The organism is Bradyrhizobium sp. WBAH42, assembly GCF_024585265.1.
Lineage (GTDB): Bacteria > Pseudomonadota > Alphaproteobacteria > Rhizobiales > Xanthobacteraceae > Bradyrhizobium.
This window is the reverse complement of the sequence record NZ_CP036533.1, coordinates 7,158,158-7,176,496: the sequence shown is the minus strand read 5'-3', so window position 1 is coordinate 7,176,496 and position 18,339 is coordinate 7,158,158. Positions and strand designations below refer to the sequence as shown.

General features: G+C 65.0%; 19 protein-coding genes and 1 other RNA gene. 11 read left to right on the top strand and 9 right to left on the bottom strand.

The annotated features are described in order from the left end of the window. Window positions 1-14 precede the first annotated feature (14 nt). The 8 genes from DCG74_RS33835 to ssrA form a co-directional block, all read right to left on the bottom strand. Entirely contained in the window at window positions 15-512 is a 498-nt protein-coding gene (locus tag DCG74_RS33835; RefSeq protein WP_172787452.1) for a GNAT family N-acetyltransferase, read from the bottom strand. Window positions 513-708: 196 nt separating this feature from the next. Beyond that, window positions 709-2,580 (bottom strand): ferrous iron transporter B, encoded by a 1,872-nt coding sequence (locus DCG74_RS33830; RefSeq protein WP_172787451.1) that lies wholly within the window; start codon window positions 2,578-2,580, stop codon window positions 709-711. A gap of 37 nt (window positions 2,581-2,617) precedes the next feature. Beyond that, a complete protein-coding gene (locus DCG74_RS33825) occupies window positions 2,618-2,893 on the bottom strand; it encodes a FeoA family protein (RefSeq protein ID WP_172787450.1) in 276 nt (91 codons plus the stop codon). 115 nt (window positions 2,894-3,008) lie between these two features. Continuing rightward, window positions 3,009-3,260, bottom strand: coding sequence for a ribbon-helix-helix domain-containing protein (locus tag DCG74_RS33820; RefSeq protein WP_025038043.1), 252 nt, complete (start codon window positions 3,258-3,260; stop codon window positions 3,009-3,011). Further along, window positions 3,257-3,445, bottom strand: coding sequence for a DUF4169 family protein (locus DCG74_RS33815; protein WP_025038042.1), 189 nt, complete (start codon window positions 3,443-3,445; stop codon window positions 3,257-3,259). The genes DCG74_RS33820 and DCG74_RS33815 overlap by 4 nt, the downstream gene beginning before the upstream one ends. A gap of 276 nt (window positions 3,446-3,721) precedes the next feature. Continuing rightward, window positions 3,722-5,155 (bottom strand): class II fumarate hydratase, encoded by a 1,434-nt coding sequence (gene fumC, locus DCG74_RS33810; RefSeq protein WP_172787449.1) that lies wholly within the window; start codon window positions 5,153-5,155, stop codon window positions 3,722-3,724. An 89-nt stretch (window positions 5,156-5,244) separates the two neighbouring features. Beyond that, the gene (locus tag DCG74_RS33805; RefSeq protein ID WP_172787448.1) at window positions 5,245-5,763 is read right to left on the bottom strand and encodes an SspB family protein; all 519 of its coding nucleotides are present in this window, start codon (window positions 5,761-5,763) and stop codon (window positions 5,245-5,247) included. A gap of 116 nt (window positions 5,764-5,879) precedes the next feature. After that, window positions 5,880-6,246: a transfer-messenger RNA gene (ssrA, locus tag DCG74_RS33800) on the bottom strand. Between the two features lie 528 nt (window positions 6,247-6,774). On the opposite strand from ssrA, the gene DCG74_RS33795 reads away from it, so the two are divergent. The 10 genes from DCG74_RS33795 (at window position 6,775) to DCG74_RS33750 (ending at window position 16,273) form a co-directional block, all read left to right on the top strand. Continuing rightward, window positions 6,775-7,536: a tripartite tricarboxylate transporter TctB family protein gene (locus tag DCG74_RS33795; RefSeq protein WP_172787447.1), complete on the top strand. Its 762-nt coding sequence runs from the start codon at window positions 6,775-6,777 to the stop codon at window positions 7,534-7,536. A 7-nt stretch (window positions 7,537-7,543) separates the two neighbouring features. Next, complete coding sequence (locus DCG74_RS33790) at window positions 7,544-9,058, top strand: tripartite tricarboxylate transporter permease (protein ID WP_172787446.1); 1,515 nt, start codon at window positions 7,544-7,546, stop codon at window positions 9,056-9,058. 141 nt (window positions 9,059-9,199) lie between these two features. Next, entirely contained in the window at window positions 9,200-10,180 is a 981-nt protein-coding gene (locus DCG74_RS33785; RefSeq protein ID WP_172787445.1) for a tripartite tricarboxylate transporter substrate binding protein BugD, read from the top strand. A 174-nt stretch (window positions 10,181-10,354) separates the two neighbouring features. After that, window positions 10,355-11,149 (top strand): thymidylate synthase, encoded by a 795-nt coding sequence (locus DCG74_RS33780; RefSeq protein ID WP_172787444.1) that lies wholly within the window; start codon window positions 10,355-10,357, stop codon window positions 11,147-11,149. 5 nt (window positions 11,150-11,154) lie between these two features. Continuing rightward, on the top strand, window positions 11,155-11,640 hold the full coding sequence (locus DCG74_RS33775; protein WP_172787443.1) for a GNAT family N-acetyltransferase: 486 nt from the start codon (window positions 11,155-11,157) through the stop codon (window positions 11,638-11,640). Further along, a complete protein-coding gene (locus DCG74_RS33770) occupies window positions 11,640-12,149 on the top strand; it encodes a dihydrofolate reductase (protein ID WP_172787442.1) in 510 nt (169 codons plus the stop codon). Before DCG74_RS33775 ends, DCG74_RS33770 begins: the two co-directional genes overlap by 1 nt. A gap of 153 nt (window positions 12,150-12,302) precedes the next feature. Further along, complete coding sequence (gene hflK / locus DCG74_RS33765; protein ID WP_172787441.1) at window positions 12,303-13,433, top strand: FtsH protease activity modulator HflK; 1,131 nt, start codon at window positions 12,303-12,305, stop codon at window positions 13,431-13,433. After that, window positions 13,430-14,326 carry a protease modulator HflC gene (gene hflC / locus DCG74_RS33760; RefSeq protein ID WP_172787440.1) on the top strand — a complete coding sequence of 299 codons (897 nt, stop codon included), beginning with the start codon at window positions 13,430-13,432 and terminating at the stop codon, window positions 14,324-14,326. The genes hflK and hflC overlap by 4 nt, the downstream gene beginning before the upstream one ends. 71 nt (window positions 14,327-14,397) lie before the next feature. Further along, window positions 14,398-14,604 (top strand): DUF2065 domain-containing protein, encoded by a 207-nt coding sequence (locus DCG74_RS33755; protein WP_172787439.1) that lies wholly within the window; start codon window positions 14,398-14,400, stop codon window positions 14,602-14,604. A gap of 142 nt (window positions 14,605-14,746) precedes the next feature. Continuing rightward, window positions 14,747-16,273, top strand: a complete 1,527-nt coding sequence (locus DCG74_RS33750) for a Do family serine endopeptidase (RefSeq protein WP_172787438.1) — start codon at window positions 14,747-14,749, stop codon at window positions 16,271-16,273. Between the two features lie 132 nt (window positions 16,274-16,405). Here the strand turns inward: DCG74_RS33750 and serB are convergent, their stop codons facing one another. Further along, the gene (gene serB, locus DCG74_RS33745) at window positions 16,406-17,311 is read right to left on the bottom strand and encodes a phosphoserine phosphatase SerB (protein WP_172787437.1); all 906 of its coding nucleotides are present in this window, start codon (window positions 17,309-17,311) and stop codon (window positions 16,406-16,408) included. Window positions 17,312-17,322: 11 nt separating this feature from the next. Here serB and miaA point away from each other — a divergent pair, with 11 nt between their 5' ends. Then, complete coding sequence (miaA, locus tag DCG74_RS33740) at window positions 17,323-18,264, top strand: tRNA (adenosine(37)-N6)-dimethylallyltransferase MiaA (RefSeq protein ID WP_172787436.1); 942 nt, start codon at window positions 17,323-17,325, stop codon at window positions 18,262-18,264. Window positions 18,265-18,339 lie beyond the last annotated feature (75 nt).

Genomic DNA, 18,339 nt, shown 5'->3' with positions numbered 1-18,339 from the left:
TCTCGTTCTGGAATTCACCGTCGGATGCGGTAGATCACGACGTCGTTGCCGTGACGGTTCGCGCTTCGCTCGAGCAGATAGTTCGATTTCTCCAACACACGGCGGGATGCAGCGTTGCCGATATAGACGATGCCGATGAGGGAGGGCAGCGCAAGCTGTAATAGTCCGATGTCCGTCAGCGCGGTCGCGATCTCGCTTGCAAATCCCTGGCCCCAGAATTCGCGCTTGAATGCGTAGGCGATCTCGATCTCGTCGACATCGTCCACGAGAATGTGCCGGATGCCGGCCCGTCCGGCAAAGGCCCCGTCTTTCCTTCGCAGTGTCCAGAGCCCGAAGCCGTGCTGGTCCCAATGGGCCATATTGGTCGCAAGATAGGCGCTCGTGACCTCGGGCGTCCGCACCCCGCCGAGAAAACGGGAGACCTCGGCATCGCGATGCAGCGCGACGAGGTCGGCGAGGTGATCCTCGCGCAACCGCTCGGCGGTCAGGCGGTCGGTGCTGAAATGGTCCACGGAGACAGATCGCCGATTGGGTGGCGTGTCGCTCATGCTGCTATCGCTACGGGCTGATCATGACATCATGCCCCTGTTTTGCCCGACGGGTCAACGGACGAGGCGGGTGGTTTGTTGCCTTGCGCGTAACCCGTTGATTTCACGACCCCCGTCTACTGTGCATGGGGTTGTTTTCGTACTTTTGCTTTGGAAGCGGCTAGCCCGCGCCCAGCGCGACCGCGACGTTGTACGTCACGAGGCTCGCCGCATAGGCCAGCACCAGCATGTAGGCGAAGGTGACCCCCATCCAGGCCCAGCTTCCGGTCTCGCGCCGGATCACGGCGAGCGTGGAGGCGCATTGCGGGGCGAAGATGTACCAGGCCAGCATCGACAGCGCGGTCGCGAGCGACCATTTCGTCGCCAGCACCTGGCCGATCTGCTCGGCCGCTTCCTTGCCGCCCTCGATCGCATAGACGGTGCCGAGCGCCGCGACCGCGACCTCGCGCGCCGCCATGCCCGGGATCAGGGCAACCGCGATCTGCCAGTTGAAGCCGACGGGGGCGAGCAGGGGCGCGAGCGCCTTGCCGATCATCGCAGCGAGGCTGAAGTCGATGGCCGGCCCGGTCGCGCCCGCGGGCGGCTGCGGGAACGAGGCCAGGAACCAGATCAGCACCATCATCGAGAAGATCGTGGTGCCGGCGCGCTGCAAGAACATCTTGGCGCGGGTGTAGATGCCGATCACGATCGATTTCAGCCGCGGCATCTTGTAGTCCGGCAGCTCCAACATGAAGGGCGCCGGCGCAAAGTCGCGCAGCATGAAGAACTTGATCAGGAACGAGACGACGAGCGCGCTGATGATGCCGGCGGCATAGAGGCCGAACATCACGAGGCCCTGCAGATTGATGAAGCCCCAGATGTCCTTGGCCGGAATGAAGGCGGAGATGATCAGCGTATAGACCGGAATGCGCGCCGAGCAGGTCATCAGCGGCGCGATCAGGATCGTGGTCAGCCGGTCGCGCTTGTTGTCGATGACGCGCGTCGCCATGATGCCGGGAATGGCGCAGGCAAAGCTCGACAGCAGCGGAATGAAGGCGCGGCCGTGCAGCCCGGCGCCGCCCATGATGCGGTCCATCAGGAACGCCGCGCGCGCCATGTAGCCGAAATCTTCCAGCAGCAGGATGAACAGGAAGATGAGGATGATCTGCGGCAGGAACACGATGACGCTGCCGACGCCGGAGATCACGCCGTTCTGCAGGAAGCTTTGCAGCAAGCCGTCAGGCAGCGTGGCCTGCACCAGCTCCCCGAGCGAGTCGAAGCCGGACTTCAGCAGCTCCATCGCCGGCTGCGCCCAGGCGAACACCGCCTGGAACATCACGAACAGGATCAGCGCGAGCACGATCAGCCCGCCGACCGGATGCAGCACGACGGCGTCGATCCGTGCGGTCCAGGTGTCGGGGCGAGCAGGCAGGCTGACGCAGTCGGCGATGATGCGGTCGGCCTCGCGCTGGGTCGCGCGCAATTCGCTGACGCTGAGCGCGCGCCAGATGTTGTCCTGCGGCTCGGCGGCAAGCTTGGCCGAGATCTCGTCGGTCAGCTTGAGCAGGTCGGCCGTGCCGCCCTTGCGCACCGCGATCGAGGTGACCACGGGCACGCCGAGCTCCTTAACGAGCCGCTCGACGTCTACATTGATGCCGCGGCGGCTTGCGATGTCGAACATGTTGAGCACGAGGATCATCGGCCGCCCGGTGCGCTTCAGCTCCAGCAGCAGGCGGATGGTCAAGCGCAGATTGGTGGAATCGGCCACGCACAGCACGAGATCGGGCAGGGTCTCGCCGGAGGCCTTGCCGAGCACGAAGTCGCGGGTGATCTCCTCGTCCGGGCTGCGGCCGCGCAGCGAATAGGTGCCGGGCAGGTCGACCACGGAGACCTGGCGGCCGAGCGGGGTGACGAAGAAGCCTTCCTTGCGCTCGACCGTGACGCCGGGATAGTTCGCGACCTTCTGCCGGCTGCCGGTCAGCGCGTTGAACAGCGAGGTCTTGCCGCTGTTGGGCGTGCCGACCAGGGCGAGATGCAGCAGGGGTGCTTCCATGGGATCAAGGGCCTGGGGGCAAAATTCCGGTCGCGCGTCAGGCGACGATGATGGCCATGGCTTCGCGACGGCGGACCGCGATCGTGATGCTGTCGACGCGTACCGCGATCGGGTCGCGCCCGACCAGCCCCTCATGCAGGATCTCGACCCGGGCGCCCTCGACGAAGCCGAGCTCGATCAGGCGGCTCTCGAGCTCGACGTCCGAAAGCGCCGAGTCCGCCTGCTTGGCGGCGAGGTGCTGGATGACGCCGGTATAGCCGCGCTGGGCCAGACCCAGCGGCATGTGCGAACGCGTATCAGTGCTGTCGGTCATGCCCTGTATTTTCAACGCCGGGCATTGAGGTCAAGCGCGGTCGCCCGCTGAAGCTGCACCTTAGAGCGATTTTAAAGTGCGGCGGCCGGGGCGCCGTCGCGGGCGCCCCCGACGGCTACTGGGCCGGGACCTTGTCCGGCTGGGCGGCCATGGCGCGGCTCTTGAAGTAGTCCAGGACGAAGAGACGGATCGCCGACGACAGATTGCCCTGCTGGCGGTTGTTGTCGATCTCGCCGACCAGCTCGGACAACGTCATGTTGCGCAGGCCGGAGATCTCTTTCATGCCGTTCCAGAACGCCTCTTCCAGGCTGACGCTGGTCTTGTGGCCGGCGACGACGATCGACCGTTTCACGACCGGCGACTTCATGGCTGCTCCTCGCGATCGATCCGGTGCTGGTCCAGGTGCTCCTTGGCCTGGTCCGCCTGCTTCGCCTCGGACGACCGTTCCGCCTTCGTGCGCCCGAATTTCGCCCGGTTGGCGTCCGCCTGCTTCGCCGAGGCTTCCCGCTCGACGCGCTTCCTGAAACGATTCAGGTTGATGACGTTCCCCATGCCGCGTCTCCATCATCCGATCCTCTTCAGGCAGGATGGAACATTCAGAAACAGGGCGCCGCATTGCGCCCCAAAAGACTTGATCGCCATTCGCTCGTCCTCGTCAATCGGCCCTTGGGGCCATCAAAGGATGCTTCGCCCCGTCGAGGGCAGCAGGGCTGCGTAACACGCCGCCCCGCCGCAACATTGACGGTAATCAAATCCTGCCCCCAAAGCCGCATATTTTTGGGCGCCGAGCGTCCGTATCATTACGGATGGCTATCGGAATTCGGAATTTTATCCCGGGGTGGTCATCTTCTCGGGGCGCACCAGGCGGTCGAACTCCTCGGCCGAGACGAAGCCGAGCCGCAGCGCCTCCTCCTTCAGCGTGGTGCCGTTGGCATGCGCCGTCTTGGCCACCTTGGCGGCGTTGTCGTAGCCGATCTTCGGGGCCAGCGCCGTCACCAGCATCAGCGAGCGCTCCATCAACTCCTTGATGCGCTTCTCGTCGGCTCGGATGCCGCTGACGCAATGCTCGGTGAAGGAGCGCGCGGCATCCGCCATCAGGCGGATCGAGTGCAGCATGTTGTAGGCCAGCACCGGCTTGTAGACGTTGAGCTCGAAATGGCCCTGGCTGCCGGCGACCGTGATCGCGGTGTGATTGCCGAACACCTGGCAGCACACCATGGTCATCGCCTCGCACTGGGTCGGGTTGACCTTCCCCGGCATGATCGAGGAGCCGGGCTCGTTCTCCGGCAGGATCAATTCGCCGAGGCCCGAGCGCGGTCCGGAGCCGAGCAGTCGGATGTCGTTGGCGATCTTGAACAGGCCGGTCGCGACCGAATTGATGGCACCATGCGCCAGCACATAGGCGTCGTTCGAGGCCAGCGCCTCGAATTTGTTAGCGGCGCTGGTGAAGGGCAGCTTGGTGATCCCGGCGACATGCTTTGCGAACAGTTTTGCAAAGCGCGGCTTCGAGTTGAGGCCGGTGCCGACGGCGGTGCCGCCCTGCGCCAGCGGATAGAGGTCCTTCACCGCGAGCTTGAGCCGGGCGATGCCGCTTTCGACCTGCGCGGCATAGCCGGAGAATTCCTGACCGAGCGTCAGCGGCGTCGCATCCTGGGTATGGGTGCGGCCGATCTTCACGATCTTCGAAAACTCCTTCTCTTTCTTGCGCAGCGCGCGCAGCAACTCGGCGAGGGCAGGGACGAGATCGACATTGATGCGGCTTGCCGCCGCGATGTGCATCGCGGTCGGGAAGGAATCGTTCGACGACTGGCTCATGTTGACGTGATCGTTGGGATGCACCGGCTTCTTGGCGCCAAGCTCGCCGCCGAGCAGCTCGTTGGCGCGGTTGGCGATCACCTCGTTGAGGTTCATGTTGCTCTGCGTGCCCGAGCCGGTCTGCCACACGACAAGGGGGAAATGATCGTCCAGCTTGCCCTCGATCACCTCGCGCGCGGCGCGGACGATGGCATTGGCGCGGCGCTGATCGAGCAGTCCGAGTTCGAGATTGGACTGCGCGGCGGCGAGCTTGACCATGCCGAGGGCATGCACGAGCGAGATCGGCATGCGGTCGGTGCCGATGCGGAAATTCTGGCGCGACCGCTCGGTCTGCGCCCCCCAATAGCGATCGGCGGGCACCTCGATGGGACCGAAACTATCGGTCTCGGTGCGGGTCGCCGGGCGGGCGGTGTTCGAGCGGGAAGCTTTGGCCATGAGCACATCCATTCTGCCGCGCGAAACGCCGCACGGCCTCTTCATGTGCTTCTCTATATAGGCAGTTGGGGCGGGCGCGATGGCGTCGCGGCCAACCTAGATCATTTCTTGCGGAAACGATCGAGCCGCACGACCTCGGCGCCGCCCTGGCTCGGCGGGGTTGGCTCGTCGGCAGCTTCCGCCTTCTCCGCGGCAGGTGCCGGGACCGATACGGCCGATGGCGCAGGCGCTGCCGGCAGATTGTCCGGCGCGACCTCGGCGACGTCGGAGGTGTCGAATTGGAGGCCGAACTTCACGGACGGATCAAGGAAGCTCTTGATCGCACTGAACGGCACCACCAGCCGCTCCGGAATGCCGCCAAAGGACAGGCCGACCTCGAAGCGGTCCTCGAGCACGGTCAGGTCCCAGAACTGGTGCTGGAGGATGATCGTCATCTCCTCCGGATATTGCGCGAGCAGCCGCGGCGACAGCTTCACGCCCTCGGCCTTGGACACGAAGGTGATGAAGAAATGGTGCTCGCCCGGCAGGCCATGGGCCGCGGCATCGGTCAGCACCTTCCGCAGCACGCCGCGCAGCGCGTCGCGGGCCAGCACATCGTATCGGATATGATCGGTCGCCATGGTGGTCCTGTTGCATCCCCGAAGCCGGACCCTGCCGATCCGACTCGCCAAGCCGCAATAGTACCGCGCCTGACGGGTGAGCAGGAGTCCCCGCCGGGGAAGAAATCAAAGAGTAAAGTGGAGGCTTCTGTTGCCAGGTGCCTCCGAACCCCGCCTAGCGGAGCTTAACCCACTAGGACTTTAGAGTGGTCTTTCAAACTGCGTTACGCAGCCTGAGCAACCGGAGCAAAGTTGTCGTTGGCAACTATTGCAGTAGCCCGATAACGGCGGAACAATACCGGGAAAAAGCACGCCCTTTACGCCCTCGTCGATCCTATTTCGCCCCCGCCAAAGCCCAGCTTCAGGCTCGCCCGATGGTGGGCTTTGGTGGAGGCGCCGGGTACCGCCCCCGGGTCCGAATGGTTTATTACGACGACCGTTTATTTCCATAGCCGGCGAACCGGCACTCCCAATATAGGGGGCAAAGCTCCCGAAAAACAGAGGGTTGGAGGAGCTATCCTGCGGTTCCCTTTGGATAGGTTTCAGGCCGCCTTGGGCCGCTCTCCCGCGCGGCGGTCTGACTCTTGATGGCGGCTGCTGGTCGCGATCCCCGTCAGTGTCGGCATCACTTATTTCCTGCGGCGGAAAGTAGCAGCATGACCGGCCGAAGCCCGATCTGGTCCTTGATCTTCGCCTTCTGTCCGATGTCGCTGCTCGCCGAGGGCGGGACCGCGGCGACGGCACCTGATGCACTGGGGCGCACAGTGGGTGCATGACTGGATGACCGACAGGCAGCGAGCGCCCTCATCCTGCGATCGCACAATTGCTGCACTGCTCCTGAGCGCGATGGTTGCGGTGGTCGCGTCCATCTCGCGCATCAATCCACTCTGGCATCGCCTTGCCGGTGGCGTGTTGGGTTTTGCTGGCATTGTCTGATGAAAATCGCTAGGCAGTGATCCGGGCGGGGGTAACCAGTTCCAGCCGATTTAGAACAACAGTGCTCGTGACTTACGGGTCGCGGAGGAGACAGGCATGGCCGACACGATGGGCCACTCAGCGACAGCCACCCGAAACACCCGGTTGGCGCTCGGCTTTTGTCTGCTGGCGATTGCGCCGCAGATTTTCGAATTGATCTGGTCGATCGGGACGATCTTCGGCTGGGGGACCGGCCGCGGTCCGGCGGCGGTCGTCACCAGCCACGCGACAGCGCTGCTGGCCGGCGCGCCCAGTGCCATCTTCGGATCGTTCGGCGGCGGCGCTAAGAAGATGTCGTCCGAGGTGCTGCTGGCGCTGATCTATTCCTATCCGCTGTTTGCGGTGGCGATCCTCACGGTGTTCATGACCATCCGTTCGGCGCAAGACTATGTCGGCGGCGTCGTGCTGATGGCCCTTGCCCTGTTCGCGCTGTGGGCGTCGAGTGATTTGCAAGGCATGCGTGGCTTCTCCTTCGGTGCAGGCACTGCGCCACGTATGTTCGGCGGGCTGCTGGTTGCCCTGTCTGCCGGCGTCGCGTTGACCGGCCTGATCACGGAGGGACCGGCGCTTGCCCATTATTCCTGGCGCGGGCCGCTGTTCGTGATGGCGGCGATCCTGTTCTTCGCGCTGGCGATCCGGCCGCTCGGCCTCGTGGTCACGGCTTTTGCCAGCTTCATGATCGCGGCGACGGGTTCGCACGAGACGCGCTGGCTGGAAGCGGCCATCGTCGGCGCCTGCCTGACGCTCGGCTGCGCAATCCTGTTCCCCTACGTGCTCGGGCTGCCGATGCCGATGTTTCCGCGTTTCCTGATCCAGTGAGGGCGTGATGGATATCTTTGCCAACCTCGCTCACGGCTTCGCCGTCGCGTTCTCCCCGATCAACCTCCTGATGTGCCTGATCGGCGCCCTCGTCGGCACGCTGGTCGGCGTTCTACCTGGCATCGGAACCATCGCGACCGTTGCCATGCTGCTGCCGATCACCTTCGGACTGCCGCCGGTGGGCGCGCTGATCATGCTCGCCGGCATCTATTACGGCGCGCAATATGGCGGTTCGACCACGTCGATCCTGGTCAACATACCCGGTGAGGCGACATCGGTCGTGACCGCCATCGACGGTCACCAGATGGCCAAGCAAGGCCGTGCCGGCCCGGCGCTGGCGATCGCCGCGATCGGCTCGTTCTTCGCCGGCTGCGTCGCGACCGTCTTGATCGCATTGCTTGGCGCACCGCTGACGAAACTCGCGCTGGCGTTCGGCCCGGCCGAATATTTCTCGCTGATGGTGCTCGGTCTGATCTTCGCGGTCGTGCTGGCCAAGGGCTCGGTGCTGAAGGCGATTGCGATGATCGTGTTCGGCCTCTTGCTGTCGATGGTCGGCTCTGACATCGAGACCGGCGCCTCGCGCATGGCCTTCAACATTCCGGAGCTCGCCGACGGACTCGGCTTTGCGACGGTGGCGATGGGTGTGTTCGGCTTCGCCGAGATCATCCGCAATCTCGACCACGGCGCCGAGATGAACCGCGACCTCGTGCAGCAGAAGATCACCGGCCTGATGCCCACCAGGAAGGACCTGGCCGATGCGACGCCGCCGATCCTGCGCGGCACCGTGCTCGGCTCGATCCTCGGTATCCTGCCTGGCGGCGGCGCGGTGATCGCGTCCTTCGCGGCCTATACGCTCGAGAAGAAGCTCTCAAAGACCCCGTCCCGGTTCGGCCGCGGCGCGATCGAGGGCGTGGCGGGACCGGAGAGTGCCAACAACGCCGCGGCACAGACCTCGTTCATTCCGCTGCTCACGCTCGGCATCCCGCCGAACGCGGTGATGGCGCTGATGGTGGGTGCCATGACCATCCATGGCATCGTGCCCGGTCCGCAGGTGATGCAGAAGCAGCCGGATCTCGTCTGGGGCATGATCGCCTCGATGTGGATCGGCAATCTGATGCTGATCATCATCAACCTGCCGCTGGTCGGAATCTGGGTGCGGCTCTTGCGCGTGCCGTACCGGCTGATGTTCCCCTCGATCGTGATCTTCTGCGCAATCGGCATCTATTCGGTGAACAACGCGCCGGTCGACGTCATCCTCGCCGGCGTGTTCGGTCTCGTCGGCTATTGGCTGATCAAGCACGATTTCGAGCCGGCGCCGTTGCTGCTCGGCATGGTGCTCGGACCGCTGATGGAGGAGAACCTGCGCCGGGCGCTGCTGATCTCGCGTGGCGACTGGAGCGTGTTCCTGACGCGTCCGTTGTCGGCGGTGCTGCTTGCGGTCGCGGCGAGCCTGCTTGTCCTGACGGTGCTCCCCGTGTTGCGCGCCAAGCGCGACGAGGTGTTCACCGAGTCCGAGAACTGAGGTCGCTCGCGCCCTGCGCCCGCGCCGCGCCCTGCGTCGGCACGCCGCATTCGGAAGTCGAATCGACTTGTGTTACGGCTTTGTGAAATGGAAATGCCGGCCTTTGGGCCGGCATTTTATTGTGTCCAAAGGGGGATCGCCATGACGTTCATTCGCGCGCTCGCAGGCGCATGTGCAGCAGCGATAGCATCGCTGGGCGCCTTTATCGCAACGGCTGAGGCGCAGACCTATCCGACGCGCAGCATTACCATGATCGTGCCCTTCGCGGCTGGCGGGCCGACTGACGTGATCTCACGGATCGTCACCGGGCACATGGCGCAGACGCTGGGGCAGAGCATCATCATCGAGAACGTCGTGGGTGCCGGCGGCACCACTGCCACGACGCGTGCAGCGCGTGCGGCCAATGATGGCTATACGCTGATCACCGGGCATATGGGCACGCATGCCGCCTCTGTGCCGCTCTATCCGAAGCTGGCCTATCAGCCCGAGAAAGACTTCGAGCCGATCGCCCTGCTGGCGGGCACGCCGATCCTGATCCTGGCGCGCAAGGACTTTCCGCCGAAGGACCTCAAGGAGTTCGTCACCTATGTGAAGGCGAATGCCGAGAAGGTGAACGCCGCGCATGCCGGCGTCGGCTCGGTTTCGCACGTCTCGTGCGAGCTTCTGCACTCGATCCTCGACATCAAGCCGGTCGGCGTGCCCTTCAACGGGACGGGACCTGCGATGAATGCGCTGGTGGCGGGTCAGGTCGACTACATGTGCGACCAGATCGTCAACGCCGTCCCGCAGATCAATGCCGGCACCATCAAGGCCTATGCGATCGCCACGGCCGAGCGCAACCCGTCGCTGCCGAACGTGCCGACCACGGCGGAAGCTGGCCTGCCGGCATTCCAGGCTCAGGCCTGGAACGCGATGTTCGCGCCCAAGGGAACCTCGCCTGCGATCGTGGCAAGTGTGAACGCCGCCGCCGTCAAGGCACTCGACGACGAGACTGTGAAGAAGCGCCTGCTCGAACTCGGCAGCGTCATCCCCGCGCCGAAGGACCGAACCCCGGAGGCGCTGGCGACCCTGGTCAAGAACGAGATCGCGAAGTGGAGCCCGGTGCTCAAGCCGGCAAATTAAGCGAAAGCGATCAAGGCGCTAGGCGAGGGGCGGAACGCTGAGTTTCGCCCCCTTGTCGTTTGTGCCGGGAACACTCACTTTTCCGGGTATAATCGACGGGGACAGCGAATCGCCGCTGTTGCAGCGCGGGGGCGGCCGCTAAGTTCGCCGCCTCCCCAAAGGCTCAGTCGCAACATGCACCAGTATCAGGACCTGCTCGAGCGGATTCTTTCAGACGGCGTCGAGAAGACCGACCGGACCGGCACCGGCACGCTCTCGGTGTTCGGCCATCAGATGCGCTTCAATTTGTCGGCCGGCTTCCCGATGCTGACAACCAAGCGGCTGCCGCTGAAGGCGATCGTGCATGAGCTGCTCTGGTTCCTGAAGGGCGACACCAACATCAAATATCTGCGCGACAACGGCGTCACGATCTGGGACGAGTGGGCGGACGCCAATGGCGATCTCGGTCCGGTCTACGGCCATCAGTGGCGCTCCTGGCCGACACCCGACGGCGGCAGCATCGACCAGATCGCCAAGGTCATCGACATGATCAAGCGCACCCCGGATTCGCGTCGGCTGATCGTGACCGCCTGGAATCCGGCGGACGTCGACAAGATGGCGCTGCCGCCTTGCCACCTGCTATTCCAGTTCTATGTCGCGAACGGCAAGTTGTCGTGCCAGCTCTATCAGCGTTCGGCGGACGTCTTCCTCGGCGTGCCCTTCAACATCGCATCCTACGCGCTGCTCACCATGATGGTCGCGCAAGTTACCGGCCTCAAGCCCGGCGACTTCGTGCACTCGCTCGGCGACACCCATCTCTATTCCAACCACCTGGAGCAGGCGCGGCTCCAGCTCAGCCGCGCACCTCGCGCGCTGCCGGTGATGCGGATCAACCCCGATGTGAAGGACATCTTCTCCTTCCGCTACGAAGACTTCGAGCTCGTCGGCTACGATCCGCATCCGCACATCAAGGCGGAAGTCGCGGTCTGACACCGATGTCGTCGACCATCCGCCGTGCGCAGCTCGGGGAGGCCGGGCTCGTCCTGTCCTTCATCCGCGAGCTCGCTGAGTACGAAAAGCTCACGCACGAGGTCGAGGCGACCGAGGCCGACATCGCCGACGCGCTGTTCGGCGAGCGGCCGCAGCTCTATTGCGCGATCGCGGAGTGGAACGGCGAGCCGGTCGGCTTCGCGGTGTGGTTTCTCAATTTCTCCACCTTCAGCGGCCGCCACGGCATCTATCTCGAAGATCTCTATGTGCGGCCGTCGCATCGGGGCAAGGGTCTCGGCAAGGCGCTGCTGGCCTATCTCGCCAGGGAATGCCTCGACAACGGCTGGTCGCGCCTGCAATGGGCGGTGCTCGACTGGAACGCACCCTCGATCGCGTTCTACAAATCGCTCGGCGCGGTCATGATGGACGACTGGACGCTGTGCCGCGTCACCGGGCCTGCGCTGACACAGCTTGCCGGGAGCTCTGCCTGATGGAGATCGTCTTCGTCGTCGCGATCGCGGAGAACGGCGTTATCGGCACGGGCAATGCCATGCCGTGGCGGTTGAAGTCCGATATGGCGCGCTTCAAGGCGCTGACCATCGGCAAGCCCGTGATCATGGGGCGCAAGACCTTCGAGACCCTGCGCCGGCCGCTGCCGGGCCGCACCAACATCGTGGTCACGCGCGATGCGGCCTATCGCGCCAATGGCGCCATCGTCACGACGTCGCCAGCGGATGCCGGTGCGGTCGCGCTTGGCGATGCCCTGCGGCGTTCGGTCACTGAGATCGCGGTGATCGGCGGCGCCGAGATCTTCCGGCAATGGCTGGATCGCGCCGATCGTCTCGAAATTACCGAAGTGCACACGCGCCCCGAAGGCGACACGCATTTCGACATCGACAAGGCGGAATGGGACGAGGTTGAACGCATCCGCCACCCTGCCGGCCCCGACGACAGCGCCGACGTCTCCTATGTGACATATCGTCGGCGGCGCGGCCATTAACCGCTTTCGTCAATGTTTACATTGACTTTTTCGTGCCCGAGCATAGCTCGGAAGACGGTCAGGGCTGCGTTGTAAGGGACTTGCCTGTCCCCTATAAAGCCGGACCGGACAAAGCGGGCGGGGGCAATTCCACCCTGCCGAGGAGAGCGTCGAATGCCGTGGAAGAATCAGGGCGGTGGCCCATGGGGCTCGGGTCCAAAGGGGCCATGGGGCTCGGGCCCGCAACCGGTCGGGCCGAGGCCGCCGGATCTGGAAGACCTTCTGCGGCGCGGCCAGGACCGCCTCCAGCAGATCATGCCGGGCGGCTATTTCTCCGGCATCGGCATCACGCTGATCATCCTGCTGATCGTCGCATTCTGGCTGCTGTCGGGCTTCTTCCGCGTGCAGTCCGAAGAGCTCGGCGTCGTGCTGCGCTTCGGCAAGCATGTCCGCACCGTGCAGCCCGGCCTGAACTATCATCTGCCCTATCCAATCGAGACAGTGCTGCTGCCCAAGGCGCTGCGCGTCAACACCATCTCCGTCGGCATGACGCTGATCGACGATCCGGCGCGGCGCGGCCGCTCCATTCGCGACGTGCCTGAAGAGAGCCTGATGCTGACCGGCGACGAAAACATCGTCGACGTTGACTTCACCGTGCTCTGGCGCATCAAGCCGGACGGCATCGGCGAATTCCTCTTCAACATCCAGAATCCCGAAGGTACCGTGAAGGCGGTCTCCGAGAGCGCGATGCGTGAGGTGATCGGCCGTTCGCAGATCCAGCCGATCCTGACCGGCGCCCGCAACACGATCGAGCAGCGTGTGCAGGAGCTGATCCAGAAGACCCTCGACAGCTACGGCGCAGGCATTCTCATCACCCAGGTGCAGATGCAGAAGGTCGATCCGCCGGCGCAGGTGATCGACGCCTTCCGCGACGTGCAGGCGGCCCGTGCCAATCTCGAGCAGCTGCAAAACGAGGCGCACACTTACGCCAACCAGGTCGTGCCGCAGGCGCATGGACGGGCAGCCAAGATCCTCCAGGACGCCGAGGGCTACAAGGAGCAGGCGGTTGCCGAGGCCAAGGGCCAGAGCGCGCGCTTCCTGAAGGTGTACGAGGAATACAAGAAGGCGCCCGACGTGACGCGAGAACGGATTTATCTGGAGACGATGGAGCGCGTGCTCGGCGGCGCCGACAAGCTCGTCTATGACGGTGGCCCCTCAGGCCAAGGCGTCGTGCCCTATCTGCCGCTTCCCGAACTGGCGCCCAAACGGACACCCGGTCCGCAGTCGAGCGGAGCAAGCCGATGAGGTCTCCGGTTACAGGTTTCGTCACGCTGATCGGGCTGCTCCTGGTCCTGATCGTGGCCTACATGTCGCTGTTCACGGTGCAGCAGACCGAGCAGACGATCGTGCTCCAGTTCGGCAGGCCGGTCGACGTCGTCACCGCGCCCGGCCTGCATTTCAAGGCGCCGTGGAATTCGGTGATCAACATCGACAAGCGGATCCTAGACCTGGAGAACCCGTCGCAGGAGGCGATCGCCTCCGACCAGAAGCGGCTCGTGGTCGACGCCTTTGCGCGCTACCGCATCAAGGATGCGCTGCGCTTCTATCAGAGCGTCGGCTCGATCCAGGCCGCCAACATCCAGCTCACCACGCTCCTGAACGCGGCGCTGCGCCGCGTGCTCGGCGAGGTCACGTTCATCAACGTGGTGCGCGACGACCGCGAGAAGCTGATGCTGCGCATCCGCGACCAGCTCGACCGCGAGGCCGACGGCTACGGCATTCAGGTCGTCGACGTCCGGATCCGCCGCGCCGATCTGCCGGAGCAGAACAGCCAGGCGGTCTATCTGCGCATGAAGACGGAGCGTGAGCGCGAGGCCGCCGAGTTCCGGGCACAGGGTGGCCAGAAGGCCCAGGAGATCAAGTCCAAGGCCGACCGCGAGGCGACCGTCATCGTCGCGGAGGCCAATTCGCAGGCCGAGCAGACCCGCGGCGCGGGCGATGCCGAGCGCAACCGCCTGTTTGCGGAGGCCTACGGCAAGGACGCCGACTTCTTCGCCTTCTACCGGTCGATGACGGCCTATGAGAACGGGCTGCGTGCCAACGACACCCGCTTCCTGCTGCGGCCGGATTCGGATTTCTTCCGGTACTTCGGTAACCCGTCCGGCAAGACGGCAACCGAGACGCCGACGAAGCCGTAAGCTAGACAAGGGCGGCGGATTTCGCCGCCCTTTGTCCAGACAAGAACAGCATAACGGGAGGTTCCATTCCGATGAGGTCCATTGCGTTCGCCGACTTCCTCATCGGCCTAGGCATCCTGTTCGTGCTCGAAGGCTTGATGTTCGCAGCCAGTCCGAACTGGATGCGCAAAGCCATGAAAAGCGCCATCGCCACTCCGGACAACATCCTGCGGGCGGTCGGGATTGCCTCGGCCGTGGCCGGACTGGTCCTGATCTGGGTTATGCGTCGGCCGATTTAGGGCTTCGGCCAACGCCAAAGTGAAGGCGCCAGACTGGTTTTCGCCGTATTATCGGGCTCTTGAGGCCCGTGAAGCTCCGCGCTTGCGCCGTGCCCCCGTTCGAGCGCAGTCTGGCGCCAAATCCCTTTGTCTGGAGATCACAATGACCGCTGCCACCATTGCCCCGTCCCGCTCGCGCCGCCGCGTGCGACTTGGTGTGCGAATTGGGCTGGCCGCGCTCGCCGTCGGTGCTTTCAGCGCGTTCGGCACGCCGGCCCATGCGCGCGGACCGGATGGCATCGCCGACGTCGCCGAGAAGGTGATCGACGCGGTCGTCAACATCTCGACCTCGCAGACGGTCGAGGCCAAGGGGGGCGGCAGCAACACCATGCCGCAACTGCCGCCCGGCTCGCCGTTCGAGGAGTTCTTTGACGACTTCTTCAAGAACCGCCGGGGTCCCGGCGGCGGCAGCAAGGGCGGCGAGCGCGGCGACAACAACCCGCCGCGCAAGACCAACTCGCTCGGAAGCGGCTTCATCATCGACACGGCGGGCGTCGTCGTCACCAACAACCACGTCATTGCGGATGCCGACGAGATCCACGTCATCCTCAACGACGGCACCAAGATCAAGGCCGAGCTGGTCGGCGTCGACAAGAAGACCGATCTCGCCGTGCTCAAGATCAAGCCGCCGAAGCCGCTGGTCGCGGTGAAGTTCGGCGATAGCGACAAGCTGCGCCTCGGCGACTGGGTGGTCGCGATCGGCAATCCCTTCAGTCTCGGTGGTACGGTGACGGCCGGCATCGTCTCGGCCAAGAACCGCGACATCTCCTCCGGGCCGTACGACAGCTACATCCAGACCGACGCCTCCATCAACCGCGGCAATTCCGGTGGTCCGCTGTTCAACCTCGACGGCGACGTCATCGGCGTCAACACGCTGATCATCTCGCCGTCCGGCGGCTCCATCGGCATCGGCTTCGCCGTGCCGTCGAAGACGGTGGTGGGCGTCGTCGACCAGCTCCGCCAGTTCGGCGAGCTGCGCCGCGGCTGGCTCGGCGTGCGCATCCAGAGCGTCACCGACGAGATCGCCGAAAGCCTCAACATCAAGCCCGCGCGCGGTGCGCTGGTCGCCGGCGTCGACGACAAGGGCCCGGCCAAGCCCGCCGGGATCGAGCCCGGCGACGTCGTCGTCAAGTTCGACGGCAAGGACGTCAAGGACCCGAAGGACCTGTCCCGCGTCGTCGCCGACACCGCGGTCGGCAAGGAGGTCGACGTCGTCATCATCCGCAAGGGCCAGGAAGAGATCAAGAAGGTCACGCTCGGCCGCCTCCAGGATCCCGACAAGGTGCAGGCGGCGGTGAAGACCGACGAGCCGGCGCCGGAGAAGCCGGTGACGCAGAAGGCGCTCGGCCTCGATCTCGCAGCGCTGAGCAAGGATCTGCGTACGCGCTACAAGATCAAGGAGAGCGTCAAGGGCGTGGTCGTCACCAATGTTGACGCCAATTCGGACGCCGCCGAGAAGCGTCTGTCCGCCGGCGACGTCATCGTCGAGGTGGCGCAGGAGGCGGTGTCGAGCGGCGCCGACATCCAGAAGCGGGTCGACCAGCTCAAGAAGGACGGCAAGAAATCGGTGCTGCTGCTGGTCTCGAACGGCGACGGCGAGCTGCGGTTTGTCGCGCTGAGCGTGCAGTAGGAAAGGCACGGTCCTGTAGGGTGGGCAAAGCGAAGCGTGCCCACCATCTTTCTACCCTCGCGGCAACAAGGGTGGGCACGGCGCAAGGGCGCGTTTGCCCACCTACGGCTGCTGAGCGTGCAGCAAGGGCGGCTAGCCCTCCACGAACTCGTCGCGCCGATACCCCTGCGCATAAAGCAGCGCAGTGAGATCGCCGTGATCGATCCGCGCCGCCGCAGCCGCCGCCACGGCGGGCTTGGCGTGATAGGCCACACCCAGCCCCGCGGCCTGGATCATCGCGAGATCGTTGGCGCCGTCGCCGACCACGACCGAGTCGATGTCGTCGAGATCGAACGATTCCATCAGGTCCACCAGCGTCGCGAGCTTCGCGGCGCGGCCCAGGATCGGTTCCTTCACTTCGCCGGTGAACTTGCCGTCGCGCACGACGAGCTCGTTGGCGCGGTTCTCCTGGAAGCCGATCTTGGCGGCGACCGCGCGCGTGAACAAAGTAAAGCCGCCGGAGACGAGGCAGGTGTAGGCGCCGTTCGCGCGCATGGTCGCGACCAGCTCGCGGCCGCCCGGCGTCAGCGTGATGCGCTTGGCCAGCACCTCGTCGACCGCGCTGGCCGGCAGGTCCTTGAGCAGCGCGACGCGCTCGCGCAGCGCCGGCTCGAACTCGATCTCGCCGCGCATCGCACGCTCGGTGATGCCTGCGACATGCGCCTTGACCCCGACGAAATCGGCGAGCTCGTCGATGCATTCCTGGCCGATCATGGTGGAATCCATGTCGGCGAGAAAAAGCTTCTTGCGCCTGGAGCCAACAGGCTGCACGACGATGTCGATGGGCAGGTCGCCGCGGAGCTCGCGCAACCGCTGCTCGATGGCGTGGCGGTCGCCTGCGAGGTTACTGTCGGCGCCGAAGGGGATGTCGACCGCAACCCCGTCGAACAGCCAGTGCGCGGGCGCCGCCTGCGGCAGCACGGCGCGGGCGCCGTCGACGATGGTCGAGTCGAGCGCGGGATTGTCAGGATTGCAGATCAGCGTGGCGACGAGGGACATTTGAGGTTTTCGTGAGCGAGGGGCATTCGAGCAAGGCCGTGCTTATCGCAGGCCCGACCGCCAGCGGCAAGTCGGCGCTGGCGCTCGAGCTTGCGCTCGCCGCCGGCGGCGTCGTCATCAATGCCGATTCCATGCAGGTCTATCGTGACCTCCGCATCATCACGGCGCGGCCGACCGCGGCGGACGAGGCGCTCGTGCCGCATCGGCTCTATGGCCACGTCGATGCCGCCGTGAATTTCTCGGCCGGTGCCTGGGTAAGCGATGCCGCGAAGGCGCTCCATGAGGCGAGGGCGCAGCGACGTCTGCCGATCTTCATCGGCGGCACCGGGCTCTATTTCAAGGCACTGACCACAGGTCTCTCCGTGGTGCCGCCGATCCCCGCCGAGCTGCGCGAGGACGTGCGCGCGCGGCTGGAGCGGAACGGCGTCGAGGCGCTGCACGCGGAACTCGCAGCCCGCGATCCGCGCGCGGCAGAGCGATTGAACCTGCGCGACCGCACCCGCATCGCCCGCGCGCTCGAGGTGATCGAGGCAACCGGCCGTTCGCTGCTCGATTGGCACTGCGAGGGACAGCCACCGCTGCTGCCCAAGGACAGTTTTCGTGCGATCTTCCTCGCGCCCGGGCGTGACGAGCTCTATGCCCGCATCGATGCTCGTTTCGATGCCATGTTGGGCGCCGGCGCGCTCAAGGAGGTCGAGCGGCTCGCCGCCAGGCATCTCGATCCGCTGCTGCCGGCCATGAAGGCCCATGGCGTGCCGTCCTTGATCCGGCATCTGCGCGGCGAGCTCAGCCTGGAGGAGGCCGCCAGCATCGGCCGCGGCGATACCCGCCACTACGCTAAGCGGCAATTCACCTGGTTCCGGCACCAGCTGCCCGACTTCGAATGGGTCCGGCCGGAGGAGGCGAGGGGATGGCTCGCGGCGATCGTGACCGCGGAGCGGGACCTTGATTGACGCGCTTTTGTGCCAGGTTCCCGAATTTACCTCTCGCCGAACCCGGGGAACACCGTTACACTGCCAAAATCGCGC